A 23,263-nucleotide genomic window follows, 5' to 3' on the forward strand; every position below is an offset into this window, starting at 1 on the left:
TCCGTTCTCGCCCGGGTGACACGTGTGCGGCGGCGGCCTCGCCTACCCGCTCCGAGATTGGCGGCAGAGTGAACTACGCAGGCATTGCTCCGGTGGAATCGCCCGCGCCCACCGGAACGCACCCGTCCGACCTGGTGCCGTACCCCGCAAGCGCCGTGCCCGACCGGCGACCCGGGGCGCGGCTCCCGGGCATCCTCGACGCGTTCCCGCAGGCGATCCTGCTGGTGAACGGCAACGCCACCATCGTCGGTGCCAACACCGCCGCCGTGGACAGCTTGCAGGCGCCCGGAACCCACCTGGTCGGCCTCGGTGTTCTGGACGTCCTCCCGCAGTTCGACCTGAGCCGGACACCGGGCGGCTTGGACTGCGACGACCAGGCGGACGCAGTCGTGCGCATGACCGTGCGCTGCACCGACAGCTTCGAGTTCACCGCCGAGGTCGCGGTCCGGCCGGTGCGGCACGCCGACGTCGGCCACGAAGCGGCCTTCCCCGTCTCCGGCTTCGACCTGCACGGAGTCGTGCACGACGACCGCGGCCTGCTGCTGGTGACGATCAGCGACCTCACCGCGCGGCTGTGCCTGGAAGCGGAGCTACGCCGCCTGCACAGCCAGACCACGACGATCCTGCGCGCCACCGCCGAAGGCGTCGTCGGTGTCGACGCCCGAGGCCGCATCGTGCTGGCCAACCCGGCCGCCACCCGGTTCCTCGGCTACGGCGCCGCCGACCTCGGCGGGCGCGCGTTCCTGTCGCTCGCCATGCCCGCGCACGCCGACGGCGCCCCGCTCGACCCGGACATGGCGCTGCTGACCTCGACCCTCCGCACCGGCCGCGGGCACCGCACCGCCGACGCGGTCCTGTGGCACCGGGACGGCACCGCCCGCCCGGTCGAACTGAGCACCGCCGCGGTCACCGACGGGGACCGCATCGTCGGCGCCATCGTGGCGTTCGCGGACCGCTCCGCCGTCCACGCGATGACCGAGCAGCGCAACAAGACCGCGGCCCTGCTGGAACGCGAACTCCGCACGCCGCTCGGCCGCGTCGCCCACACCCTGATCCGCCTCGCGGACGACCCGGCGGGCGCCCTGTGGCCGGAAGCCACCCAGACCCTGCGCCGCCTGGCCGAAGACTGCCTGCACGCGGTCCGGCTGACCGACACCCTGCTGACCGACACGCTGCAGACCGACACCCTGCCGAACGATCCCGACGCCGTCTCCCCTGCGGCGGTTCACGCACCGGTCACCCGCCTGCGCTCCGACCCGCCCGCCATCCCCACGTCCCGCCGGGCCGGCCGCCACGCGGGCAGCCACGACGAGAACCTGCGAGGCGGCATCACGCCCCTGCGCCGCCCGGCGCCGCCGACCCGGCTCACCGTGCCGGGCGCGGTCGTCGACACCGGGCCGCCACGCCGGCTGCCGTCCCCGATCCGCATCGCGGTGCCCGCGCTGGAATCCGGCCCGGACACGCCGCGCACCCGGGCGGCGGGCTGACCGGGGCCGGAGCCCGTCACGCGTCCCGGGCGATCGCGACCATCGCCGCGTCGTCGTCCAGCCGGTGCCCCGCGTAGGCGAGCAAGTCCGCGCGCAGATGGTCCAGGAGTTCCTCCGGGCTGTCCCCGGACCACTGCGAGAGTCGCTCGGCCAGCGGGTAGAACGCCCCGCCGGCGTCGCGGGCCTCGACCACCCCGTCGGTGTAGAGCAGCAGCACGTCGCCCGCCTCGAACGCGAACGCGTCCGCCCCGCGTTCCACCGGCCCGAGGTCGAGGCCCAGCGGCGGCGACGTGTGCGCGGCCTCCAGGACGCGGACCCGGTGCCCGCTGAGCACCAGCGGCGGCGGATGCCCACACTGCACGAGCCGCAGGACCGCGGTCTCGTCCGGGATGTCGACCAGCACGGCGGTGATGAAGCTCTCCTGCGGCAGGTTCTCCTCGCCGTCCTCGGCGTGGTGGCCGGTGACCCCGGCGTCCAGGGTGTCGGCGAGCACAACGAGGTCCGGCTGCTGGTGCGCGGTGCCGCGGAAGGCGCCGAGGAGCTGGGCGGCGTCGCCGACCGCGGGCAGGCCCTTGCCGCGGACGTCGCCGATCAGCACGCGGGTGCCGGAGCGGGTCCGTACCGCGGCGTACAGGTCGCCGCCGAGCTGGATCTCCCGCTCCGCGGCCAGGTACAACTGGGCGACGCGCAGCGGTCCGAGGCGCGAGGGGAGCGGGCGCAGCACGAGCTGCTGGGCGATCTCGGCGATACGCCGGGTGCGGACGAGCTGGTCGAGCTGCGATTCGCGCAGTTGGGCGAGGTAGACGCCGACGATGCTGACCAGCACGACGGCCGCGGCCTGGACGAGCCAGTTGAGGGCGTCGAGGTCGTAGTGGCCGATGCCGATGACGACCTCGCCCAACAGGGAGGCGGCGCCGACGTAGCCGGTGTCCCGGGGGCTCAGGCGGGCCGCGGCCAGCGCGGGCGGAACGGCGAGGAGCGGGCTGGCGACGCGCACGTAGCTCGGCGTGAAGATGCCGATGACGGTGATGAGTGCGACGAGGGCGAGCAGCGGTCCGAGACCTGCGGGCCGCTCCCGGGACGGAGGGTGCCAGGGCATCAGCTCATTGTGGCAATATCCACCCGATTGACGGCTTTGACACTCCTGGTCACCACCGGGTTACCGCGATTGCCACGCGCCGTGCGCGCGGCGGATTTCCGGTGCGGCCGCGCTGCCGAGCGGGCCGTGCGGCGGGACACTGGAAAAGGACACGGGATCGGCGGGGTCCCGCTCCCGGTGCGCCCCCGGTATGCGCAAGGCGCGCCGGGCGGCGAGGCTGGGAGAACAGCGGGATCGCGGATCCGGCGGCGGGTCCGTACACCGCCGTCGACGGCGTGGCTCGATCGGAGGGCACCGACATGAGCACCACGGGAGATCTCCATCCGCCGAGCCCGGCGAGCCGTCCGCACCGGATCCGCTGGCATCTGCACCGCAGCGTGCTGCGGACCCGCGGCCAGGCCTGTCACGAAGTGTTCGCCGCGCTGGCGCTGCTGCTCGCGCTGGCGCTTCCCGCGCTGGGCTTCCTGGCCGCGCGCGTGCAGCTCGACAATGCGGAGGCCCACCAGCGCACGGTCGCGGCGGCGATCCACCCGGTCCCGGCGGTGCTCCAGCAGAACGTGTACTCGGTCGGCGGCCCGTGGTCGGGCAGCGACAGCGTGAAGGCGACCGTGACGTGGACGGCCGCGGACGGCACCCCGCACACCGGCTTGGCGGATGTCCGTTCGGTCGGCCACACGGGCGAGCCCACGACGATCTGGCTGGACCGCGCCGGGCAGCCGGCCGCGCCGCCGTCGCCGCACGAGCGGCTCGTGGTGGACGCCGTGGGCTTCGGCCTGGCGACCACGTTCATCGGTGCGGGCCTGCTCGTCGCGCTGGCCGCGGCGGAGTCCAAGCTGTTCATGCGGCTGCGCAAGGCGGCGTGGGCGCGTGACTGGGCGCGCACCGCACCGACGTGGACGCGGGCCGCGTAACCCCGCCGAGCCCCGCCGAGCCCCGCTGAGCCCTTCGCGACCTCTGAATTCCCCTCGTATCCGCGGCGCCCGCCGGGCAGTCGGCCGTTCGGTTTCGGCCCCGTTCCGGCGTGGCGCCGTTCCCTGTGTACGGCAAAAGGGGTAAACGTTACCTCGCGCACGCACTCAGACTTGAGTCATTCATTGCCTTGAATCGTTCGCCTCTGCGAAGTTAGCTTGAGTTATGACCGCCGCCGAGGTGCCGGCCGTTGCCGACGGGGTGCCGTGCCCGGAATACCCGGGCCCCTCCACCTGTCGCAGTTCCCGTGCAGTGCGAACCACCTAGCCCCGGAACCAGCCCGGAAGGATTTCCGATGTCCGAGAACCAAGACGCAAATGCCGCAGGCGGTTGCCCGGTCGTCCACGGACGCGCCCCCCACCCGACGCAGGGCGGCGGCAACCGGCAGTGGTGGCCGAACCGGCTGAACCTGAAGATCCTTGCGCAGAACCCCGATGTGGCGAACCCGCTGGGTGCGGACTTCGACTACAAGGCGGCGTTCGAGTCGCTCGACCTCGCCGCCGTGAAGCGCGACATAGCCGAGGTCCTCACCACGTCGCAGGACTGGTGGCCCGCCGACTTCGGCAACTACGGCCCGCTGATGATCCGCATGGCCTGGCACAGCGCCGGCACCTACCGCATCAGCGACGGCCGCGGCGGCGCCGGCGCCGGGCAGCAGCGGTTCGCGCCGCTCAACAGCTGGCCGGACAACGGCAACCTGGACAAGGCGCGCCGCCTGCTGTGGCCGGTCAAGCAGAAGTACGGCCAGAGCCTTTCGTGGGCCGACCTGATGGTCCTCACCGGCAACGTCGCCTTGGAGACCATGGGCTTCGAGACGTTCGGCTTCGGCGGCGGCCGCGAGGACGTGTGGGACCCGGAGGAAGACGTCTACTGGGGCCCGGAGTCCGGCTGGCTCGACGACGAGCGCTACACCGGCGACCGGGAGCTGGAGAACCCGCTCGGCGCCGTCCAGATGGGCCTCATCTACGTCAACCCGGAAGGCCCGAACGGCAACCCGGACCCGATTGCGGCAGCCCGCGACATCCGCGAGACGTTCCGCCGCATGGCGATGAACGACGAGGAGACCGTCGCGCTGATCGCCGGCGGCCACACGTTCGGCAAGACGCACGGCGCCGGACCGGCGGAGAACGTCGGCGCGGAGCCCGAGGGGGCCGCGCTCGAGCAGCAGGGCCTCGGCTGGCAGAGCACCTTCGGGAGCGGCGTCGGCGGCGACGCGATCACCAGCGGCCTCGAGGGCATCTGGACGAACACGCCGACGCAGTGGGACAACACCTTCTTCGAGATCCTCTTCGGCTACGAGTGGGAGCAGTTCGACAGCCCCGCGGGCGCCCACCAGTGGCGGCCGAAGGCGGGCGCCGGCGCCGGCACCGTGCCGGACCCGTTCGACCCGGCGAAGACGCACGCGCCGACGATGCTGACGACGGACCTGTCGCTGCGGTTCGACCCGGCGTACGAGCAGATCTCGCGTCGTTTCCTGGAGAACCCGGACGCGTTCGCGGACGCGTTCGCCCGCGCCTGGTACAAGCTGACGCACCGCGACATGGGCCCGGTCGTCCGCTACCTCGGCCCGGAGGTCCCGACCGAGGAACTCCTGTGGCAGGACCCGCTGCCGGACGCGGACTACGCGCAGATCGAGGCGGACGACGTGGCGGCGCTCAAGACGGCGATCGCCGCCTCGGGCCTGTCCGTCGCGCAGCTGGTGTCGACGGCGTGGGCGTCGGCTTCGTCGTTCCGCGGCAGCGACAAGCGCGGTGGCGCGAACGGCGCCCGGGTCCGGCTCCAGCCGCAGGCCGGCTGGGAGGTCAACGAGCCGGACGAGCTGGCCGCGGTCATCGGCAGGCTCGAAGGCGTGCAGGAGGCCTTCAACGCGGCGCAGACCGGCGGCAAGAAGGTGTCGCTGGCCGACGTGATCGTCCTCGCGGGCGGCGTCGGTGTCGAACAGGCCGCGAAGAGCACGGGCTTCGACGTCGCGGTGCCGTTCACGCCGGGCCGGGTGGACGCCACGCAGGAGAAGACCGACGTCGAGTCGTTCGCGGCGATGGAGCCGGGCGCCGACGGGTTCCGCAACTACCTGGGCAAGGGCAACCGGCTGTCCGCCGAGTACCTGCTGCTCGACAAGGCGAACCTGCTGACCCTCAGCGCGCCCGAGATGACCGTGCTGCTCGGCGGCCTGCGGGTGCTCGGCACCAACCACGGATCGGCGCAGCAACAGGGCGTGTTCACCGCCACGCCGGGCGTGCTGACGAACGACTTCTTCGTCAACCTGCTCGACATGGGGACGGTCTGGACGCCGACGTCCGAGGACGCCTCGGCGTTCGAGGGCCGCGACCGCGCCACGGGTGCGGTCAAGTGGACCGGCAGCCGCGTCGACCTGGTCTTCGGTTCGCACTCGGAGCTGCGCGCGCTGGCCGAGGTCTACGCGAGCGCGGACGCGAAGCAGAAGTTCGTGTCCGACTTCGTGGCCGCGTGGGCGAAGGTCATGGACCTGGACCGGTTCGACGTGCGATGAACGCCGGCCCGGGCCGGCGGACGTTGCTTCGGTGAGGTCCGCCGGGCGCCGGTGAGCCGGGCGATCGCGCCCGATTCCGTGTCGTCGTCGACACGGAATCGGGCGCGATCGGCGTTTCCACCGCTTCGGGGGTCTCCGTGGCTTCCGGCGGGCGGTGCGGTTCGGGGTGCGCGGGTCGGGCATAAGCACCCGCATGCCGAAGCAGAGTGCCGGGATCCTCCTCCACCGCATGCGCGACGGAGTGGTCGAGGTGCTGCTGGTCCATCCCGGCGGTCCGTTCTGGGCCCGGCGGGACGCGGGCGCGTGGTCGATCCCCAAGGGCGAGTACACCGGCGGCGAAGCGCCGCTCGACGCCGCGGTGCGGGAGTTCCGCGAGGAGACCGGCGCCGAGGTCGACCCGGCGCTCGCCGTCCCGCTCGGCTCGGTCACCCAGCGCGGCGGGAAGGTCGTCACCGCGTGGGCGGTTGCCGGTGACTTCGACGTCGCCGAGCTGGTGAGCAACCTCGTCGAGGTCGAGTGGCCGCGCGGCTCCGGGGCGGTGCGCAGCTTCCCCGAGGTCGACCGGGCGGAGTGGTGCGGCCCGGACGAGGCCCGCCGGAAACTGCTCGCGGCACAGGCGGAGTTCGTGGACCGGCTGATGGAGATCCTGCGGACGGAGTCCTGAGTGCGGGCGGCTCAGGGGCAGATGACGTAGCGCCCGCGGAGACCGCCCTGGGCGGTGGCCCGGTGGGCGTCGGCGGCTCGGTCCAGCCCGACGACGGCGTGGACCCGGGCCGGAAGGTCGCCCGCGGCGGCGCGGGCGAGGAGGTCGGCGATACGGGCGCGGTCGGAGGCGGTGACCACGGAGGCGACCGAGATGCCGCGCTCGGCGGCCGGTCCGAGGCCGGGCCGAAGGCCGACGTAGGCGCCACCGTCGCGGACCAGTCCGAGCGCCTGGTCGTTCAGTTGCGCCGGGTCGACGACGGCGTCCCAGCCCGGCTCGGCGCGCGTGGTGAAGTCGGCGCCGAGACCGCGGACGAACTCCTCGTCGCCGCCGCGGGCGAGCCCGGTGACCTGCCAGCCGCGTTCCCGGGCCAGGACGGCGACGTTCGCGCCGACCGCCCCCGCGGCGCCGGTCACCAGCAGCCGGGCGGCTCCGGCGGGCGCGTCGCCGAGCAGGTCGACGGCGTGCGCGGCGGCCGACCCGTTGAGCGGGACGGTGGTCGCGGCGACCAGGTCCAGGTCGTCCGGGACCGGGGCGACGTCGGTCGCGGCGACCACGATCCGTTCCGCGTACGTGCCGTAGTCGCGGTCGAAGCCGACCACCAGACCGGCCACCCGGGTGCCGACGGCCACGTCGGCGTCCGGCCCGGCCGCGTCCACGACACCGGCGAATTCCCAGCCCAGGCCGGTGTGCTCGGGTTGTTCGACCATTCCGATCGCGTGGAAGAAGCCCGCGGCGACGCCGAGGTCGGTGGGGTTGACCGTCGCCGCGGCGATGGCGACGCGGACCTGGCCGGGGCCGGGCTCGGCGACGGGAACGTCGATGATCTCGATCGAGTCGGGCCCGTTCGGGACCCGGACGACGGCGGTGCGGAACGTGGCAGCCTGCATGGTTTTGCTCCGGTCTGGCGGGGTGATCGTTTCCGTGCTCCATGCTGGTTTGATTAACCTCGCGGCATAAGAGCGCACCTGGAAGTGCGTAAGCCCCCGTCGGGTACCGAAGGAGCGAACGATGTCGACGCGGACGGCGGCTCAGCGGCGGGCCGAGGCGAGGACGAGCTACAACGCGTTCATGGAGGGCTGCCCCAGCCGTCAGCTGCTGGACCGGATCTCCGACAAGTGGGTCGCGTTGATCCTCGCGGCGCTCGGCAGTGACGGCCCGCACCGTCCGGGCGTCGAACACGGGGAAGGCCCACGGTCGATGCGCTACTCCGAACTGTCCCGCCGGCTCGCGGGCGCCAGCCAGAAGATGCTCACCCAGACGCTGCGCTCGCTGGAAGTCGACGGCCTGGTCACCCGCACGGTCACGCCCACGGTGCCGGTCACGGTCACCTACGAACTGACCGACCTCGGCCTGTCGCTGAACCGGGTGATGGCCGACCTCAAGGACTGGGCCGAAGACCACATGAGCGAGGTGCTCGCCCACCGGGACGACCACGCGCGGGCGCACGCCGCGTCGGACGAGGAGCAGTCGCTCACCACGGAATGACGCGGTCCACGGCGGCGACCCCGCCGACGTGGACTCGCGGGCGGCCGTCGGGTCCCGGCCGGGTGCCCGCGGTGATCGTGGCGGGGCTCCCGAGCGAGTCGCCCATGTCGACGGCAATCGCGTGCACGCCGTCGGCCGCCATGCGGGCCGCGAGGCACGCGGTGCTGTTGGCGTTCGCGATGTCCTCGGGCACGCCGATCGACGGGGCGAACATGCGGGCGGCAGCGCGGCCTTGGGGCGTGGGGACGGTGTGGACGTAGCAGCCGAGCAGGCCGAGGCGGTCGCAGGCGGCGCGGAGTTCGTCGAGATCGGGGGCGAGGACGGCGAGCACGGCACGGTCGGCGACGGGGACGAGGAGGCGGGGGCGGCCGAGGGTGGCAATACGCGGACGGCGGTCATGCGGCTGAGGGTGACGCGGCTGGGAACACGCGGGCTCCGCGGCAGTGCTCGCGCCGCGACGCGTGCCACCGCCGGCACCGGCACCAGCACCAGCACCAGCACCAGCACCAAGCCTCGTGCCACGACTCATGCCACGACTCGCGCCCCCATGCGTGCCAAGACTCGTGCCCCGCCCGGCGCCAGTCCCCGGAATCCGCAGGGCCCGCACCACTGCTTCCCACTCCCCCTCGGCCGGTTCGCCGATATCCACCGCGCCCGGGGTGAACACCGCCTCGTAGCCGTAGGGATGAGTGGCGACGTGCCCTTCGACCGCCTGCCCGTGCGTGCGTAGCCTCACCGGCCTACCGCCGATCCCGCACGACGCGGCCAGGTACGCCAGCGCGGCCACGGTGCCGTGGCCGCACGCGGGCAGCTCGCCTGCGGTGGTGAAGAACCGCAGTGCGGCGGTGATTTCGCCGTCGGGCGCGGTCTCGGCGGCAACGAACACGGCGTGCGAGGTGCCCAGGCGTGCGGGGACGGCGCGGCGTTCCGCTTCGGTGAGGCCGCTCTCGGGCAGCACGGCGGTCGGACTGCCGCCCCTGCCGTCGCGCAGGCAGGCGTTGACGATGGCGCCGCCGCCCGGCGGAGCGAGGGCGTCGCCGGGCGCGGCGGGGACAGCGGGCACGCCTCGAAGCCTAAGACGTGACTGGTGGATGTGGGCGTCGCCCACGGCGGGCGGCCCACGCGCCGCCAGGGCACGCCCGATTCCACCGGCGGTCGGCGCCGTTCACGAGGGCCGCCCGGCACGGGAGCGCGGAGCGCCGCTCCCGGCGGCCGGAGCGCGGAGCGCTGCTCCCGGCGGCCGGAGCGGGGAGATCGGCCGGGCGACCGGAGCGGAGTGCGCGGAAGCGCAGTGGCCGATGGCGCGGGAGCGCGGCCCGGCCCCGGGGCCTGCGATGCCCGCCGTGTGCGGTTTCCGAAGCTTCGGGCGCCGCCTCGGCCTCGCCGGTGCCGTCGGTGGCCGGGTCCGGCGAAGTGTCTCGGGGACCTCGGATGCCTCGACTGGATCCGGCATTTCGGCACGTCCTTGCCCGCCCCGGCGGCACGTGGTGGATAGCGTGGAGCCACCGCCCTACCCGGGTAGCCGCCCGGGGGAGATCCGCCGTTGTCGGCCGGTGGTGCGTCAGCCGTCGGCCTCGGCCCCGTACGACCTCGCCACCACGATCGGAGCCGCCATGACCGCCGTCGCACTGCTGGGAACCGGAATCATGGGCGCGGCCATGGGCCGCAACATCCTCGCCGCGGGACATCGGCTGAGTGTGTGGAACCGCACGCGGGAGCGGGCCGAGCCGCTGGGCGCCGCCGGGGCGCGGATTGCCGCGGATCCGGCCGAGGCGGTCGACGGTGCGGACGTCGTCGTGACGATGCTGAGCGACGGGGAAGCAGTGGCGTCGGCTATGGATGCCGCGGCGTCGGCTCTCCGGTCCGGCCAGTGCTGGGCGCAGATGAGCACCGTCGGGCTCACCGCACTCGACGGCTTGGCCTCGTTCGCCGAGCAGCGTGGGCTGGTCTTCGTCGACGCCCCCGTGCAAGGAACGCGGCAGCCCGCCGAGGCGGGAACGCTGGTGGTCCTCGCGGGCGGTCCGCAGGACGACCGGGCCGACGCGGTGTTCGACGCTGTCGGCAGCAAGACCGTGCGCACCGGGGACGTCGGCTCGGCCTCCCGGCTGAAGCTGGTGACCGTCGACTACGCCATCGCGCTGACCGCCGTCGTCGGCGAAGTCCTCGCGCTCGCCGAGGGCCTGGGCGTGGACGCCGCGGACTTCGCCGCGGTGGTGACCGGCGGGCCGATGGACAGCGGCTACCTGCAGGCGAAGATGGCGGCGGTGCGGGCGGGCGACTTCACCCCGAGCTTCACGGTGCGCAACGCGGAGAAGGACACCCGGCTGATCGCCGACGCCGCCCGGAAGGCGGGTATCGCGGTCGACGTCACGGAGGCCGCGGGCGACCGGTTCCGGCGCGCCGATGCCGCGGGGCACGGGAGCGAGGACATGATCGCGGGGTACTTCGCCGGATTCCGCGACGTCTGAAGCGGCGCCCGGCCCGACGGCCGAAGCCCCGAGCCGCGCCCGAAGCCCTTCAGTCCGTCTCCCAGCGCCGATCGAACACCGACTTCGGCGGCGGCGCGTCCGGCAGCGGGGTGCCCGGGGCGCGCAGGCCGTCCAGCACGATCGCGAGGACGCGCCGCCGGGCCGCAGTCGCGGCCGGGAGCTGGTCGGCGAGGCCGCGTTTGCGCAGTTGTTCGATCATCGGCGCGGGAGTGAGCTGCTCGACGAGCGCCCACATGTCGGAGGTGGACACGTCCGGGCGCAGCACGCCCGCGTCGTGGGCGCGTTGGACGAGCGCGGTCAGCATCGCTTCGCTGCGGTCGTTCTTGGCGCGCATCGCCGGGGTGATCTCGACCGTCCCGGCGATCGGGGCGAGCGAGCCGCTGCTGTCGGACTCCAGCCCGCGGGTGAGGAACACCGACAGCGCGGTCCATGCGTCCTCTTCCGCGTCGGCTGCCTCCAGGACGGCGATCCAGTGGTCGAGCGACAGGTCGACCAGGTGCCGGAACAGGTCGTCCTTGGTCGGATAGCGGCGGTACAGGCTGCCGATGCCGACCCCGGCGCGGGCGGCGATGGCCGCGACCGACGCGTGCGCGCCGTCCTCGGCGAGCACTTCGCGGGCGGCGCGCAGCAGTTCGCGGTCGTTGCGGTCGGCCTCGGCCTGCCGCGGAGCCGGGCGACGTCGGGTGGGAGGCACAAGGCAACCCTACCCGATACGGAGCAAAGCACTCCGTTAGGGGTGTCGTCCCCGGCCCTCCGGGACCGGGGACGACGCTCCGACCGTCGGTGCACGCGTCAGTCGTTCAGCAGCGGGGCGACCTCGGTGTGCCATGCCGACATCTGGTCCTGCAGCTCGGTCAGCGACCGGTTGCGGAAGCGGACCTGGAGGTGGTTGACGCCGATCTCGCCCATCTCGCGCATGCGTTCGGCGATCTCCTCGGGCTTTCCGCTGACCACCGGGCCGTCGCCGAGGTCCCAGGTCGGGGTACCGACGTGGACGGGCTCGGTGATGAAGCCGATGTCCAGCGCCTCGGCCAGGCCGTTCTCCTCGCGCAGCGTGCGGATGTAGGCGATGTCCTCGGTCATCTGCTCGCGGGGCGTGGCCTGCGGGATCCAGCCGTCACCGCGCAGCGCGACCCGGCGCAGCGCCGGGCGGGCCTTGCCGCCGATCCAGATCGGGATCGAGGGCTGCACCGGCCGCGGGCCGAGGCCCATGCCGCCATCCCGGAACCGCTCGCCGGTCAGCTTGGGGAACTCCGCGTCGAACGCGGCGCGGATGCCGTCGAGTGCCTCGTCGGTCAGCGCGCCGCGCTTCTCGAACGGCACGCCCAGCGCGTCGAATTCGCCGCGCAGGTGGCCGGCGCCGACGCCGAGGACGATGCGGCCGTTCGACAGGTTGTCGAGGGTCATGAACGACTTCGCGGTGGCGAGCGGGTGCCGGTAGGCGGGGATGAAGACGTTCGAGACCAGCCGCACGGTGCTGGTCAGCCCGGCGAGCATGCCGAGCGTGGCGACGCAGTCGTACCAGGTGGTGCCCATGTGGTCGGCTTCCGGGCCGGCCGGGACGCCGATGTGGTCGCAGACGCCGACGTAGAAGAAGCCGGTGTTCTCGGCGTGCTGGGCGACGGTGACGATCGCGTCGACGCCGGCGTCGCGCTCCCACGGCTCGGCGGTGCTCTTGCTCTTGGTCTGGACGGGCAGTTGCATGCCGTAGACGAGACGGCCGGACGGGACGACAGGGGCCATGGTGCGGCGCTCCGTTCTCCGAGGACGGCGGCCGGGGCGCCGCCGGGGATGAGTCGGGGATGGGTCGGGACAAGCGGTGGTCAGGACAAGGGGTGGTGCAGAGCAGCGGTGGTTCAGGGCAGGCTGGTGCGGGGGCGAGGGCGGGTCAGGGCAGGTACGTCTGGAAGATCTCGCCGAGTTCGCCGTCGCCGTGGTCGGGCACGTCGTAGAAGGTACGCAGCACCGCGGAGCCGTCGGCTTCGAAGCGGTAGGTCTCGATGCTGAGCACCACGGTCTTGCGGCCTTCGTCGGTGGTGAAGTGGTTCTCCATCACCCAGGCGACCTCGTTGCCGCAGACGAACAGGGTGCCGGGCTGGATGCGGAACTGCAGTTTCGGCTGGAACAGGTCGAACGGGTTCAGGCAGCATTCCTCGAAGCCGACCTTCTCGGGCGTGCCGACCGGGTCGAGCATGCGGAAGTGGCCGGGGGCGACGGCGCGCCAGTTGGCTTCGAAGCCCGCCTTGTCGCCGGCGTTCCACGTGGCCACGTACTGGTCCGCCCAGGTGAGCAGTTGCTCTTTGGTGGGGACGGGCATGGGCGTGCTCCTTTGCGTCGCAGGTTCTTGTCGTCGCAGGTTCTGGTCGTCGCAGGTTCTGGTCGTCGCGGATCCGGCGAAGTCGGAAGAGGCCGGTGGCGTCAGTTCGGCCGGGCGCCCAGGGAGGCCGAGGCGGCCTGCGCGGCCGCGACCAGCTCGGCGGCCCGGGCGCGGATCTCGCCCGCCGGGACCGGGGTGGTGTCCCCCATCAGGGTGAGCGTGTAGCGCTGGTGCCCGCGCCGGTCGTACACGGGCGCGCATACGCACCACAGGTCGATTTCGGCGGCATCGTCGGCGGGGAGTTCGCGCACGTACTCGGACCAGTCGGTCGGCGGCAGGTGGCCCAGGAGTTCCTTGACGACCGCGGGCGGGAGGTCGGAGCCGATCAGGTTGGCGAGCAAGACGTTCGGCGTCCCGGCCGCGCCGACGCGGCGTTCCACCAGGTAGCCGTGCGCGCGGGCGGCCCGGACGAGGTCGCGGGTGGTCTCCTCGCCCACGCCGATGGGGGCGAGCGGGGTGCGGGCGAGCCACGCGTCGACGGTGGCGTCGTCGGCCCACGCGACGTTGACGAGGCCGAGCGGCGGCGTGAAGGGGAACCGGTCGCCGACCAGGTCGCGCTGGTCGGCGGGCCCGATGGGGCCGATGCGGTCGACCACGACGAGGTGGTCCTGGTGCACGGACACCAGCACGCACGGCATGCCGACGCGGTCGTAGAGCCGGGCCATGTGCGGCCGGACGACGTCGAGCGAGGCGAGCCCGGTCTCCGCGGCCCAGCCGAGGCGCAGGAGGGCCGGGCCGAGGCCGTACGTCTTGGCGTCGTCACGCGTCGCGAAGCCCGCGTCGGTCAGCACGCCGAGGATGCCCAGGCAGGTCGCCTTGGTCAGACCGAGCGCCTCCGCGACGCCGGTGAGGGTCCAGCGGCGGTCGGGGTGGTCGGCGAACAAGTTGAGGACCTGCACCACGCGCTCCGTGGGCGGTGACTGACGTTCCGTCACAAGTGCCGCCTCTCACGAAAGTTCGCACATGCCTCTGGAGCATGCCGGGGGTGTGTGCTTTCCTGCGGGAGTCATAGTGCAACACCGCGTTGCAAATGTGTACCACCATGTCGAGGAAAGGACAGCCCATGCCCCAGCCCGTGACTGCGCCTCAGGTACGCACCGAGACGAGCCACTTCGGCATCTGTGTGACCGACCTCGCCGCGTCGCTGCGGTTCTACTGCGACGGTCTGGGTTTCGAGCCGTTCGCGACCTACCCGATCGGCACCGAGTACGGCAAGGGCCTGGAGGTGCCCGGTGAGATCGACCTCACGGCGCAGTTCATCCGCAAGGAAGGCATGACCATCGAGTTGCTCCACTACCGCTCGCCCGCGGTGGACGGCAGGCCGTCGAACCGGCGGAACATCGTGGGCCTCACCCACATCGCCTTCGTCGCCGACGACGTCACGGCGACCGTCGCCCACCTGGTCGCGTGCGGAGGCCGGGTGCTGGAGCACACACGGACGATCGTGGACATGCCGGCGGGCCGCAACGAGCTGGTCTTCCTGGAGGACCCGGACGGGGTGCGCGTCGAGATCGGCAACAGCCACGCCGAGTAGGCCACGCCCAGCGCGAGGTCCGATTTCCGCCGGTTCGCAAGCCGCTCGCGCGGCAGGCTTGGGCAGCGGAGGACTCATGACCACTGCACCTGTGACCCCTGCACCATCCGCGGCACCCGCACCACCGGCGGCGGGCCTCGACGGAGCCGTCCGCCGCGTGGCCGACGCCGACTGGTCCGCTCTCGGCACGGAACTCGACGCCGCCGGCTGTGCCCTGACACCGCCGATCCTCACGCCCGCGCAGTGCCGCGACCTGGCCGCCTGGTACGACCGCACCGAGCTGTTCCGCTCCACGGTCGACATGGCCCGGCACCGCTTCGGCTCCGGCCAGTACCGCTACTTCGCCGACCCAGCCCCGGAACCCGTGGCCGCGTTGCGCCGCGCGTTCTATCCGCGGCTGCTGCCCGTCGCCCGCGACTGGGCCGCGCGGCTGGGGCGTCCCGCGCCGTGGCCGGACGACCTGGAGACGTGGCTGGCGATGTGCCACGAGGCCGGGCAGGTCAAGGGCTCGCAGATCCTGCTGCGCTACGGGCCCGGCGACTGGAACGCGCTGCACCGCGACCTGTTCGGCGACCTGGTGTTCCCGCTCCAAGTGGTGATCGGCCTCGACGTGCCGGGCGAGGACTACACCGGCGGCGAGTTCCTGCTGCTCGAACAACGGGCCCGCGCGCAGTCGCGCGGCACGGCGACGGTGCTGCCGCAGGGGCACGGCCTGGTGTTCACCACCCGCGACCGCCCGGTGCGGTCGGTCCGCGGCTGGTCGGCGGGCGCGGTGCGGCACGGCGTCAGCACGGTGCGGTCGGGGCGGCGGCGCACACTGGGGCTGGTGTTCCACGACGCGTGAGAGGCGGCCCCGACGGGAGTACGGGGCCGCCTCGGCACTGCGGGGAGCGAGCGGGTCCCGGCGCAGGTCGAGCGGGAACCGACGCGGCGGATCAGCGCGGCGGCAGCGCCGCGATCGCGTCGTCCGGGGTGCCGAACCACCACGTGGTGATCGGGTCGTACACCGGGATCCCGGGCGTGGGCGCGCCGATTTCGGCGGCCGTGAAGGTGGTCCCCGGGTGGGCGGGGTCGGCGGAAACGGTCAGCGTCGGGACGTACCGGGTGTTGCCGCTGCCGTCGTCGGTGCGCACGGCGGCGTAGATGTCCCCGTGCGCGTTGATGGCGTACGGCACGCTGGACGCCGGCGGCTCCGGCCGGGCGCTGCCGTCCAGGTCGCCGAACGTCACGGTCGGGAAGCGGTCGACCGTGCACGCCGCGTCGCTCGTGTTGGTGACGTGCACCAAGACCACGGCCTGGGCGATGGGCGGGAGTTCGTTGGCCTCGACGGCCAAGTCCTCGGGTGCGCACGGCGGCGCACCGGCATGGCCGGGCGCCGCCGTCGCCGCGGTCGCGGGTGTGGCGGCGAGCAGGAGCAGCGGAATCAGGGGCAGGGCAGTTGCAGTTCGCATGACGTGGCCATATCCGCAGCGCGGGCCGCCAAGCGCATCGCCCGCCGAACCACCCGAACGGCTCAGCAGCACACCCCATATCGCCCTACGTGCGGCGCACCACCCGGCCCGGCATGGCGCCCGTGTGCTCCCCGTCGGTGAACGCGACTTCGCCGGACACCACCATGTGCCGGTATCCATCGGCCCGTTGCACCAGGCGCCGGCCGCCGGCCGGGAGGTCCGCGGCCATTTCCGGGGCGTGGGCGCGGAGCCGTGTGAAGTCGATCAGGTTGATGTCGGCCTTCATTCCGGGTGCGAGCCGGCCGCGGTCGTGGAGGCCGACGAGGTCGGCGGCATCCGCGGTCTGGCGTTTGACCAGCCACGGGACCGGCAGCAGCGCGCCCGAGGGCCGGTCGCGTCCCCAGTAGGTCAGCAGCGTCGTCGGCGAGGACATGTCCGAGATCATCGAGCAGTGCGCGCCGCCGTCGCCGAGCCCGGGGACGGCGTGGGGCGACCGCAGCATGCGCTCGACCCATCGGTCGTCGCCGCCGTCGTAGTTGACCGCGGGCCGGTAGAACAGCGCGGTTCCGTCGCCTGCCACCAGCGCGTCGTACAGGAACGCGAGCGGGTCGGCACCCGCGGCCGCCGCCTCGGCCCCCAACGCGTCCGCGGGCACCGGGAATCCGGACGCCGCGTGGGCGATCCGGAACACCGACCCGAGCCGCGGATCCGCCCCGGCGGCGCGTGCTTCGCCGAGCACCGCAGCCCGCACGTCGCCGCGCCGCAGCACCGCCGGATCCGATCCGGCCCGGCGCCACGCCGCCGTCGCGGCAAACGGGTGCAGTCGGCTGTCCATGCCGAACACGGCGCCGATCGGCCTGCTGGTCACCTGCGCGCTGACCGGGACCCCGTCGGCGGCGGCCTGTTCGATGAGGTCGAGCAGCCGCCGCCCCTCCCCCGGGCGGCTCGGGCTCTCCGCGACCGGCATGGTCATGTGCAGCCCGGATTCGGCGGCGATGCGCCGGTAGCCGGCGAACTCGGCCTCCAGGTCGCCGTCCGGGAAGTCGCTGCCGACTTCCAGCACGCCGCCGCCCGCTTGGACCAACCCGGCGGCGACCGCGGCCAGTTCGTCGGTGCGGAGGGCGTGGCACGGCAGCAGGCCGCCGTCCCCCGTGCGGTGGTGCTCGGTCCGGGACGTCGCGAATCCGACCGCGCCCGCCTCCGCGGCCTCCCGCACCAGCTGCGTCATTGCGCCGAGTTCGTCGGCGCGGGGAGCGGCATGGGGATCGGCGCCACGGGCGCCCATCACGTATACCCGCAGTGCGGCGTGCGGCAGCAGTGCGGCGATGTCGAGCGCGTGCGGCAGCCGGTCGAGCGCGTCGAGGAACTCCGGGAAAGTCTCCCAGTCCCAAGCCAGCGCGGCCCGCAGTGCCGGGGCCGGGATGTCTTCGACGGACTCCATGACTTCGACGAACCAGTCGCGCCGGTCCGGGCGGACGGGTGCGAAGCCGACGCCGCAGTTCCCGGTGACGACGGTGGTGACGCCGTGCCAGCACGACGAGGTGAGCAGGGCGTCCCAGGTGGCCTGGGCGTCGTAGTGCGTGTGGATGTCGACGAAGCCGGGCGTGACCAGGAGTCCGTCGGCGTCGAGTTCGCGGCGTCCGGCGTCCACCCGGCCGCCGACGGCCGTGATGCGGTCGCCGTCGACCGCGATGTCCCCGGTGCGGACGGCGTTGCCGGTGCCGTCGGCGACGGTGCCGCCGCGGATGACCAGATCGTGCATGGGGTGCCTCCTCCGGTGGATCTGCCGGTGCGGGCGGCGGCTCAGCGGAAACGCGGGATGATCTTGGTGCCCCACTGGCGGATGGTCTCCATGCACACGTCCTGCGGCACGGTGCCCATCTGGATCATCAGCATGACCTCGTCGACGCCGACGTCGCGCAGCCGTTCGACGAAGCCCGCGGCGTGGTCGGCGCTGCCGTACGCGTGGTCGATGTTGAACGTGGACAGCGCCTTCGGGGTGACCGGGACGTTCGCCTCGTGCAGCTTGGCGACGACCCGGTCGCGGGCCGCGGCGATCTCGGCGACGTTGTCGACGTCTTCGGTGTCCTGCGCCGGGGGCGGGCCGCCGCCGTACCAGTGCGCGAGGGATTCGGCGAAGAACCGCTGGCCGCGGGCGCCGATCCGGAACGCCTCCTCGGCGTCGTCCAGCACGATCGTCGGGAGCAGGGCGCTGAAGTGGTCGTTGACCCGGTCGGACACGAAGCGTTCGCCGGTGCGGGAGGCGCAGGCTTCGCGGTAGGCGTCGTGGTACTCGCGGATTTCGTCGATGCCGTCGAAGCCGAGCACCAGCGCGCCGACGCCGTATTCGGCGGCGAGCCGGACGGTGTCGACCTTGCTGCACGCCATGAACAGCGGCGGGTGCGGGAGTTGCACCGGGCGCGGCAGGATCGGGTGCGGGGCGATGGAGAGTTCGCCGTCCCAGGAGAACGCGTCGGTGCGCCACATCTGCGCGATCATCCGCAGCGATTCCTCGACTTCGAGGTACGTGCGCTCCGGGTCGACGTCGCACAGCGTCATTTCCTGCCGGGTCGCGCCGCGGCCCGCGCCCAGATCGAGGCGGCCGCCGGACAGCAGGTCGAGCATCGCGGCGCGTTCGGCGACCCGCACCGGGTGGTTGTACTTGAACGGCATGAGCACGACGCCGTGCCCGACCCGGATACGGGACGTGCGGGCCGCCACGTAGGTCAGGAACACCTCGGGTGCGCTCATGTGCGCGTACCACTTGAGCGAATGGTGTTCGGGTGCCCAGATCCGGTCGAAGCCCATCTCTTCGGCGAAGACCGCCTGGTCGACGCAGTCGAGGATCAGTTGGCGTTCGCGTTCGGGGGTGGGGTGGGCGAGCTGGGCTTCGAAGCCCATGGAGAACAGCATGCCTGACTCCGATTCCGGCGCGATGCGCTACGCCGCCGAGTACTTCGATCAGTAGTACCCTCCTCAGGATTACGACATGGATGAATATGTCAAGGGCTTCTGCTAGGTTCCGCAGCCATGGGCACCTCACGTGACGCCGTATCAATTCCCGTGACCGGCTGGGCACTTCTCGGCCTGCTGTCGAGCGGCCGGGAAATGAGCGGGTACGACCTGAAGAAGTGGGCCGACCACAGCCTGCGCTTCTTCCACCTGAGCCCGGCGCTCAGCCAGGTGTACGCGGAACTGCGCCGCCTGGAGTCGTGCGGCTACGTCCGGCACCGGGTCGCCCCCGTCGCCAACGACGACCTGCGCAACAAGCGGCTCTACACGCTGACCGACGCCGGCCGCGACGCGGTGACGGCATGGCTGCGCGAGGCCGACGTCGAGGCGGGCGTGCTCAAGCACCCGGTGATCCTGCGGATCTGGCTCGGTCACCTGGCGGGCCCGGACCGGGTCGCCCAGTTGATCGACTCCCACCAGGCCGCGACCCGCGCGCTCGTCGACGAGATCCGCAGCTCGCGCGCGGCGGCCCCGTCAGGACGCGAGAACGCCTACGCGTCGGCGATCCTGGTCTGGGCGGAGCAGCACTACACAGGAGAATTGGCGGCGTTCGAGGAACTGCGCGCGACACTGTCGGAACTGGCACCGGAGGAGAGCCCCACGCCCAAGCCCGCCCTGCCCGAGCCCGCCCTGCCTGAACCCGCTCTGTCCGAGCCCGCCGCAGCCGAGCCGGCCACGCCGCAGTCCGCCGGCGCGTCGCTGTCGGACGCGCCCCTCCCCCGTCCCCTGGCCCCGGAAGCCGTCGCGCTCGTCGCCGCGCTGGAAGCCTCGTTCCCCGCTTTCGGCACGATCCCGCACGAGGAAGGCCGCGCCCGGCTCTCCGCCGCGGCGCGCGCCCGCAAGCCCGCCGAACTTCCGGCGAGCGCCGAGGACTTGCGCATACCCGGGCCCGCCGGGGACCTGCCCGCGCGGCTCTACCGCCCAAACACCGAGGGACCGCACCCGGTGATCGTCTACTTCCACGGCGGCGGCTTCTGCCTCGGCGACCTGGACTTGTACGACCACAGCTGCGCAAGCCTCGCCGCCGGAACCGGCGCCGCCGTGGTCTCCGTCGACTACCGGCTCGCCCCCGAACACCCTTTCCCCGCCGCCGTCGACGACACCTACGCGGCCACCGCGTGGGTCGCCGCGCACGGCCGCGGCCTCGGCCTGGACACCGCCCGTCTGGCGGTCGCCGGGGACAGCGCGGGCGGCAACCTCGCCGCGGTCACCGCCATCCAGGCCCGCGACCGGGGCGGGCCGGAGATCGCCTACCAGCTGCTGATCTTCCCCGGCACGGATCTCGCCGCGGAGACCGCATCGAAGGCGGCGTACGGCAACGGCGGCTACTACATGCGCAAGGAGACCGCGGACTGGTTCCACACGTCCTACCTGCGCACCCCCGCCGACGCGTTCGACCCGCTGGCCTCACCGCTGCGGACCCCGGACCTGCGCGGACTGCCGCCCGTGCACCTGCTGGTCGGCGAATGCGATGCCCTCGTCGACGAATGCGTCGCCTACGGGCAGCGCCTCGCCGACGCCGGGATCCCGACCGATGTGCGCGTGTACCCGGGCATGTTCCACGGCTTCCTCAACATGCCGCTGGAGGCCGCTCGGCAGGCCCGGGAAGCGGCGTACCAAGCGGTGCGGACGGCGTTGGGGACCTGACGATCTCGCCCGCCGGCCCGGGTTTGGGCTGGGGCCGGCGGGCGCCGTCGCTGATCCGTACCAGCAGCGCCATCACCAGCCAGTTCGCCACCACCGACGACCCGCCCTGGGCGAGGAACGGCAGCGCCTTGCCGGTGAGCGGCATCAGCCCGGTCACGCCGCCGACCACCACGAACACCTGGAACACCAGCGCGCACGCGAGACCCGCGGCGAGGAGCTTCCCGAACGCGTCGCCCGCCTCCAGCGCGGTCCGCAGACCACGCTGCGCGAGCAGCAGGTAGAGGAGCAGTACGGCCATCATCCCGGCGAGCCCGAGTTCCTCGCCGACGGCGGTGATGATGAAGTCGCTGCGCCCGGCGAACGCGATGAGTTCGGAATGCCCGCGGCCGAGGCCGGTGCCGAGGATGCCGCCGGAGCCGAAGCTGAACAGCGCCTGCGCCGCCTGGTCGGAGACCAGGCCGGCGGGGCGTTGGCCGGGCGGCAGGTAGTAGTCGAACGGGTGCAGCCAGGCCACCACGCGGCCGTGCACGTGGGGTTCGTAGCTGCCGACGACTGCCGCGCCGAGGGCGGCCATGAGCAGGCCGAAGAGGACCCAGCTCGTGCGTTCGGTGGCGATGTAGAGGACGGCCACGAACACGCCGAAGAAGATCAGCGACGTGCCGAGGTCGCGTTCGAAGACCAGCACGAGCAGGCTGAACACCCACACGGTGACGATCGGCCCGAGTTGCCGTCCGCGCGGCAGGTGGATGCCCCAGATGCGGCGCCCGGTCAACGCGAGTGCGTCGCGCTGCATGGTGAGGTAGGCGGCGAAGAACACCGTGATGATGATCTTCACGAACTCGCCGGGCTGGAAGGACAATGCGCCCGCGCGGATCCACCGCTTCGCGCCGTAGGTGTCGCCGGGGAAGAACGCCGGGGCCATCAGCAGCACCAGCGCGACGAGCGCGGTGATGTAGACGTACCGCTGCAGGAGGCGGTAGTCGCGCAGCACGGCGAGGAGGATCGTGAAGGCGGTGACGCCGATGACCGTCCACATCACCTGCCCGCCCGCGGCCGGGGGCGAGTTGTAGGTGTCCTTGTAGGACAGGTCGAGGCGGTGGATGAGCACCAGGCCGAGGCCGCTGAGCACGGTGGTGACGGGCAGGATGAGCGGGTCGGCGTACGGGGCGAACTTCCGTACCGCCAGGTGCGCGACGCCGGCCAGGACGGCGAGGCCGCCGCCGACGGTGAAGAAGCCGCCGGGGAGGCGGTCGTCGACCGCGTAGCCCACCAGGGCGTAGCCGAACAGGCAGAGTGCCACGGCGAAGACCAGCATGCGGAGTTCGATGTCGCGCGCCCGGTGGCGCGTTCGTGCCATCTGTGTCGTGCCCCCGAAGATGCGAGAAGTACCGAGGAGTACCGCACCCAAGAACGACGGAGACCGCCGATCGCAACTGCGAGAAGATTAAGGCATATCCGGGTGCCAGGGGTCGCGTCCGCCGAGCAGGGCGGTGATCGCGCCGCACTCGCCGCGGAGGCGGGCGGCGATGGCGCGGATGTCGGCGGCGGTGGCATCAGCGCGCATGACATAAGCGGACAGCAGCAGGTCGGGGCGGCCTTCGACGGTGAACGTCGGGGCGGTGACGGTGCTGACCGGGTGGACGGCACCCGCGCCGTCGTCGAGGTCGCCCGGGAGGTAGTCCCGGCGGGAGAAGACCGCGGCGGCTTCGGCGAGGGCGCGGCGGCCGCGTTCGCCTTCGCTGTGCGTGCCGAGTTCGGGCAGGAAGCGGTGCAGGTTCTGTTCGACGTCGGTAAGGCGTTCGGCGAGCCAGCCTTGGGTGCGGCAGGTGGCGACGACGTCGTGGATGCGGGCGATGCGGTCGGCGCCCAGCGGCAGCGGAGCGCGGTCGAGCCATGAGGCGACCGCGTCGTCGGTGTCCCATGCGGCGAACATGACGCCGACGGGGGCGGCGAAAGGGTAGCGGGCTCCCACCTCGACCAGCGGCGTGCTGCCCGCGCCGTTCCCGGCCAGGGCGAGCACGGTGATGTCGCCGCCGACGACCGCGGCCGCGGAGCACACCAGGCCGAGGTCGGCGGCGAGGCGTTCGATGGCGGCGCGGGCGGCGCCGAGGGCGGGGCGGCTGCGTTCGGCGGCGCGGCCGACGAGGGCGACGGCGGGGCCGAGGCCGTAGCGCGGTCCCGGCTCGCGGACCAGGTAGCCGGCCCGGGTGAGTTCGTTGACGATGCCCAGGCAGGTGGACGGCGCGAGTCCGACGCGGCGGCCGATCTCGGAGACGCCCAGGGCGTCGGGCGCGGCGGCGGCAAGCGCGTTGAGGATGCGGACGGTGCGCTCGGTGGGCGGCGAGGTCCGCCCGGACTCGCGCGTCTTGTCGGCCGCTCGCGGCGCGGTCTTGCCGGTCTCGCTCATGACCCCGTGTCCTTTCCCGCCGACACCGCCGACCCCACGGGTCTCGTGCGTCCCCTCGGTCCCGTCGGAGGCGGCCCGTGTCGGCCCATCG

Annotated in this window: 21 protein-coding genes; 9 read left to right on the forward strand and 12 right to left on the reverse strand. The window is 72.8% G+C overall.

The annotated features are described in order from the left end of the window. The first annotated feature begins 68 nt into the window (after window positions 1-68). Window positions 69-1,487 (forward strand): PAS domain-containing protein, encoded by a 1,419-nt coding sequence (locus tag ACPA54_RS00165; protein ID WP_423525485.1) that lies wholly within the window; start codon window positions 69-71, stop codon window positions 1,485-1,487. A gap of 16 nt (window positions 1,488-1,503) precedes the next feature. Here ACPA54_RS00165 and ACPA54_RS00170 read toward each other — a convergent pair whose 3' ends face one another. Beyond that, window positions 1,504-2,586 (reverse strand): PP2C family protein-serine/threonine phosphatase, encoded by a 1,083-nt coding sequence (locus ACPA54_RS00170; protein ID WP_423525487.1) that lies wholly within the window; start codon window positions 2,584-2,586, stop codon window positions 1,504-1,506. 299 nt (window positions 2,587-2,885) lie between these two features. Between ACPA54_RS00170 and ACPA54_RS00175 the strand changes: the two genes are divergently transcribed. The 3 genes from ACPA54_RS00175 (at window position 2,886) to ACPA54_RS00185 (ending at window position 6,728) form a co-directional block, all read left to right on the forward strand. Beyond that, the gene (locus ACPA54_RS00175; RefSeq protein WP_345676503.1) at window positions 2,886-3,497 is read left to right on the forward strand and encodes an Rv1733c family protein; all 612 of its coding nucleotides are present in this window, start codon (window positions 2,886-2,888) and stop codon (window positions 3,495-3,497) included. Window positions 3,498-3,850: 353 nt separating this feature from the next. Further along, entirely contained in the window at window positions 3,851-6,064 is a 2,214-nt protein-coding gene (gene katG / locus ACPA54_RS00180; RefSeq protein WP_423525489.1) for a catalase/peroxidase HPI, read from the forward strand. Between the two features lie 193 nt (window positions 6,065-6,257). After that, the gene (locus ACPA54_RS00185; protein ID WP_423525491.1) at window positions 6,258-6,728 is read left to right on the forward strand and encodes an NUDIX hydrolase; all 471 of its coding nucleotides are present in this window, start codon (window positions 6,258-6,260) and stop codon (window positions 6,726-6,728) included. Between the two features lie 11 nt (window positions 6,729-6,739). Here the strand turns inward: ACPA54_RS00185 and ACPA54_RS00190 are convergent, their stop codons facing one another. After that, the gene (locus ACPA54_RS00190; protein WP_423525492.1) at window positions 6,740-7,657 is read right to left on the reverse strand and encodes an alcohol dehydrogenase catalytic domain-containing protein; all 918 of its coding nucleotides are present in this window, start codon (window positions 7,655-7,657) and stop codon (window positions 6,740-6,742) included. A 121-nt stretch (window positions 7,658-7,778) separates the two neighbouring features. Here ACPA54_RS00190 and ACPA54_RS00195 point away from each other — a divergent pair, with 121 nt between their 5' ends. Further along, window positions 7,779-8,255, forward strand: coding sequence for a winged helix-turn-helix transcriptional regulator (locus ACPA54_RS00195; protein WP_423525494.1), 477 nt, complete (start codon window positions 7,779-7,781; stop codon window positions 8,253-8,255). On the opposite strand, the gene ACPA54_RS00200 is transcribed toward ACPA54_RS00195, so the two are convergent. Continuing rightward, window positions 8,242-9,318 carry a PhzF family phenazine biosynthesis protein gene (locus tag ACPA54_RS00200; RefSeq protein ID WP_423525496.1) on the reverse strand — a complete coding sequence of 359 codons (1,077 nt, stop codon included), beginning with the start codon at window positions 9,316-9,318 and terminating at the stop codon, window positions 8,242-8,244. The genes ACPA54_RS00195 and ACPA54_RS00200 overlap by 14 nt on opposite strands. Window positions 9,319-9,868: 550 nt before the next feature. On the opposite strand from ACPA54_RS00200, the gene ACPA54_RS00205 reads away from it, so the two are divergent. Beyond that, window positions 9,869-10,723, forward strand: a complete 855-nt coding sequence (locus ACPA54_RS00205) for an NAD(P)-dependent oxidoreductase (RefSeq protein WP_423525498.1) — start codon at window positions 9,869-9,871, stop codon at window positions 10,721-10,723. Between the two features lie 49 nt (window positions 10,724-10,772). Here the strand turns inward: ACPA54_RS00205 and ACPA54_RS00210 are convergent, their stop codons facing one another. From ACPA54_RS00210 to ACPA54_RS00225, 4 genes are all read right to left on the reverse strand, one after another. After that, a complete protein-coding gene (locus ACPA54_RS00210) occupies window positions 10,773-11,438 on the reverse strand; it encodes a TetR/AcrR family transcriptional regulator (RefSeq protein WP_423525500.1) in 666 nt (221 codons plus the stop codon). Window positions 11,439-11,536: 98 nt separating this feature from the next. Beyond that, the gene (locus tag ACPA54_RS00215; RefSeq protein ID WP_423525502.1) at window positions 11,537-12,487 is read right to left on the reverse strand and encodes a TIGR03619 family F420-dependent LLM class oxidoreductase; all 951 of its coding nucleotides are present in this window, start codon (window positions 12,485-12,487) and stop codon (window positions 11,537-11,539) included. 145 nt (window positions 12,488-12,632) lie between these two features. Further along, the gene (locus tag ACPA54_RS00220; protein WP_423525503.1) at window positions 12,633-13,061 is read right to left on the reverse strand and encodes a nuclear transport factor 2 family protein; all 429 of its coding nucleotides are present in this window, start codon (window positions 13,059-13,061) and stop codon (window positions 12,633-12,635) included. A 101-nt stretch (window positions 13,062-13,162) separates the two neighbouring features. After that, window positions 13,163-14,056 (reverse strand): IclR family transcriptional regulator, encoded by an 894-nt coding sequence (locus ACPA54_RS00225; protein WP_423525505.1) that lies wholly within the window; start codon window positions 14,054-14,056, stop codon window positions 13,163-13,165. A gap of 128 nt (window positions 14,057-14,184) precedes the next feature. Between ACPA54_RS00225 and ACPA54_RS00230 the strand changes: the two genes are divergently transcribed. After that, entirely contained in the window at window positions 14,185-14,655 is a 471-nt protein-coding gene (locus ACPA54_RS00230) for a VOC family protein (protein ID WP_423525507.1), read from the forward strand. A 76-nt stretch (window positions 14,656-14,731) separates the two neighbouring features. Further along, window positions 14,732-15,499 carry a 2OG-Fe(II) oxygenase gene (locus tag ACPA54_RS00235; protein ID WP_423525509.1) on the forward strand — a complete coding sequence of 256 codons (768 nt, stop codon included), beginning with the start codon at window positions 14,732-14,734 and terminating at the stop codon, window positions 15,497-15,499. A gap of 91 nt (window positions 15,500-15,590) precedes the next feature. On the opposite strand, the gene ACPA54_RS00240 is transcribed toward ACPA54_RS00235, so the two are convergent. The 3 genes from ACPA54_RS00240 to ACPA54_RS00250 all read right to left on the reverse strand — a co-directional run bounded on the left by ACPA54_RS00240 (window position 15,591) and on the right by ACPA54_RS00250 (window position 19,019). After that, on the reverse strand, window positions 15,591-16,106 hold the full coding sequence (locus ACPA54_RS00240) for a DUF4232 domain-containing protein (protein WP_423525510.1): 516 nt from the start codon (window positions 16,104-16,106) through the stop codon (window positions 15,591-15,593). Between the two features lie 85 nt (window positions 16,107-16,191). Further along, the gene (locus ACPA54_RS00245) at window positions 16,192-17,868 is read right to left on the reverse strand and encodes an N-acyl-D-amino-acid deacylase family protein (protein WP_423525512.1); all 1,677 of its coding nucleotides are present in this window, start codon (window positions 17,866-17,868) and stop codon (window positions 16,192-16,194) included. A 41-nt stretch (window positions 17,869-17,909) separates the two neighbouring features. After that, window positions 17,910-19,019, reverse strand: coding sequence for an LLM class flavin-dependent oxidoreductase (locus ACPA54_RS00250; protein WP_423525514.1), 1,110 nt, complete (start codon window positions 19,017-19,019; stop codon window positions 17,910-17,912). A 117-nt stretch (window positions 19,020-19,136) separates the two neighbouring features. On the opposite strand from ACPA54_RS00250, the gene ACPA54_RS00255 reads away from it, so the two are divergent. Continuing rightward, a complete protein-coding gene (locus ACPA54_RS00255) occupies window positions 19,137-20,765 on the forward strand; it encodes an alpha/beta hydrolase fold domain-containing protein (RefSeq protein WP_423525515.1) in 1,629 nt (542 codons plus the stop codon). Here the strand turns inward: ACPA54_RS00255 and ACPA54_RS00260 are convergent. Together ACPA54_RS00260 and ACPA54_RS00265 are read right to left on the reverse strand one after the other, a co-directional pair. Next, a complete protein-coding gene (locus ACPA54_RS00260) occupies window positions 20,689-22,122 on the reverse strand; it encodes an FtsW/RodA/SpoVE family cell cycle protein (RefSeq protein WP_423525517.1) in 1,434 nt (477 codons plus the stop codon). The genes ACPA54_RS00255 and ACPA54_RS00260 overlap by 77 nt on opposite strands. An 87-nt stretch (window positions 22,123-22,209) precedes the next feature. Beyond that, window positions 22,210-23,172 carry a helix-turn-helix domain-containing protein gene (locus ACPA54_RS00265; RefSeq protein ID WP_423525519.1) on the reverse strand — a complete coding sequence of 321 codons (963 nt, stop codon included), beginning with the start codon at window positions 23,170-23,172 and terminating at the stop codon, window positions 22,210-22,212. Between the last annotated feature and the right edge of the window lie 91 nt (window positions 23,173-23,263).

The organism is Uniformispora flossi (assembly GCF_049534875.1).
GTDB classification, from domain to species: Bacteria; Actinomycetota; Actinomycetes; order Streptomycetales; family Streptomycetaceae; genus Yinghuangia; species Yinghuangia aomiensis.

Coding starts and splice junctions, on each gene's coding strand:
- ACPA54_RS00170 (WP_423525487.1), bottom strand. CDS start 2,586: ATGCCCTGGCACCCTCCGTCCCGGGAGCGGCCCGCAGGTCTCGGACCG.
- ACPA54_RS00175 (WP_345676503.1), top strand. CDS start 2,886: ATGAGCACCACGGGAGATCTCCATCCGCCGAGCCCGGCGAGCCGTCCG.
- katG (WP_423525489.1), top strand. CDS start 3,851: ATGTCCGAGAACCAAGACGCAAATGCCGCAGGCGGTTGCCCGGTCGTC.
- ACPA54_RS00185 (WP_423525491.1), top strand. CDS start 6,258: ATGCCGAAGCAGAGTGCCGGGATCCTCCTCCACCGCATGCGCGACGGA.
- ACPA54_RS00190 (WP_423525492.1), bottom strand. CDS start 7,657: ATGCAGGCTGCCACGTTCCGCACCGCCGTCGTCCGGGTCCCGAACGGG.
- ACPA54_RS00195 (WP_423525494.1), top strand. CDS start 7,779: ATGTCGACGCGGACGGCGGCTCAGCGGCGGGCCGAGGCGAGGACGAGC.
- ACPA54_RS00205 (WP_423525498.1), top strand. CDS start 9,869: ATGACCGCCGTCGCACTGCTGGGAACCGGAATCATGGGCGCGGCCATG.
- ACPA54_RS00215 (WP_423525502.1), bottom strand. CDS start 12,487: ATGGCCCCTGTCGTCCCGTCCGGCCGTCTCGTCTACGGCATGCAACTG.
- ACPA54_RS00220 (WP_423525503.1), bottom strand. CDS start 13,061: ATGCCCGTCCCCACCAAAGAGCAACTGCTCACCTGGGCGGACCAGTAC.
- ACPA54_RS00230 (WP_423525507.1), top strand. CDS start 14,185: ATGCCCCAGCCCGTGACTGCGCCTCAGGTACGCACCGAGACGAGCCAC.
- ACPA54_RS00235 (WP_423525509.1), top strand. CDS start 14,732: ATGACCACTGCACCTGTGACCCCTGCACCATCCGCGGCACCCGCACCA.
- ACPA54_RS00240 (WP_423525510.1), bottom strand. CDS start 16,106: ATGCGAACTGCAACTGCCCTGCCCCTGATTCCGCTGCTCCTGCTCGCC.
- ACPA54_RS00245 (WP_423525512.1), bottom strand. CDS start 17,868: ATGCACGATCTGGTCATCCGCGGCGGCACCGTCGCCGACGGCACCGGC.
- ACPA54_RS00250 (WP_423525514.1), bottom strand. CDS start 19,019: ATGCTGTTCTCCATGGGCTTCGAAGCCCAGCTCGCCCACCCCACCCCC.
- ACPA54_RS00255 (WP_423525515.1), top strand. CDS start 19,137: ATGGGCACCTCACGTGACGCCGTATCAATTCCCGTGACCGGCTGGGCA.
- ACPA54_RS00260 (WP_423525517.1), bottom strand. CDS start 22,122: ATGGCACGAACGCGCCACCGGGCGCGCGACATCGAACTCCGCATGCTG.
- ACPA54_RS00265 (WP_423525519.1), bottom strand. CDS start 23,172: ATGAGCGAGACCGGCAAGACCGCGCCGCGAGCGGCCGACAAGACGCGC.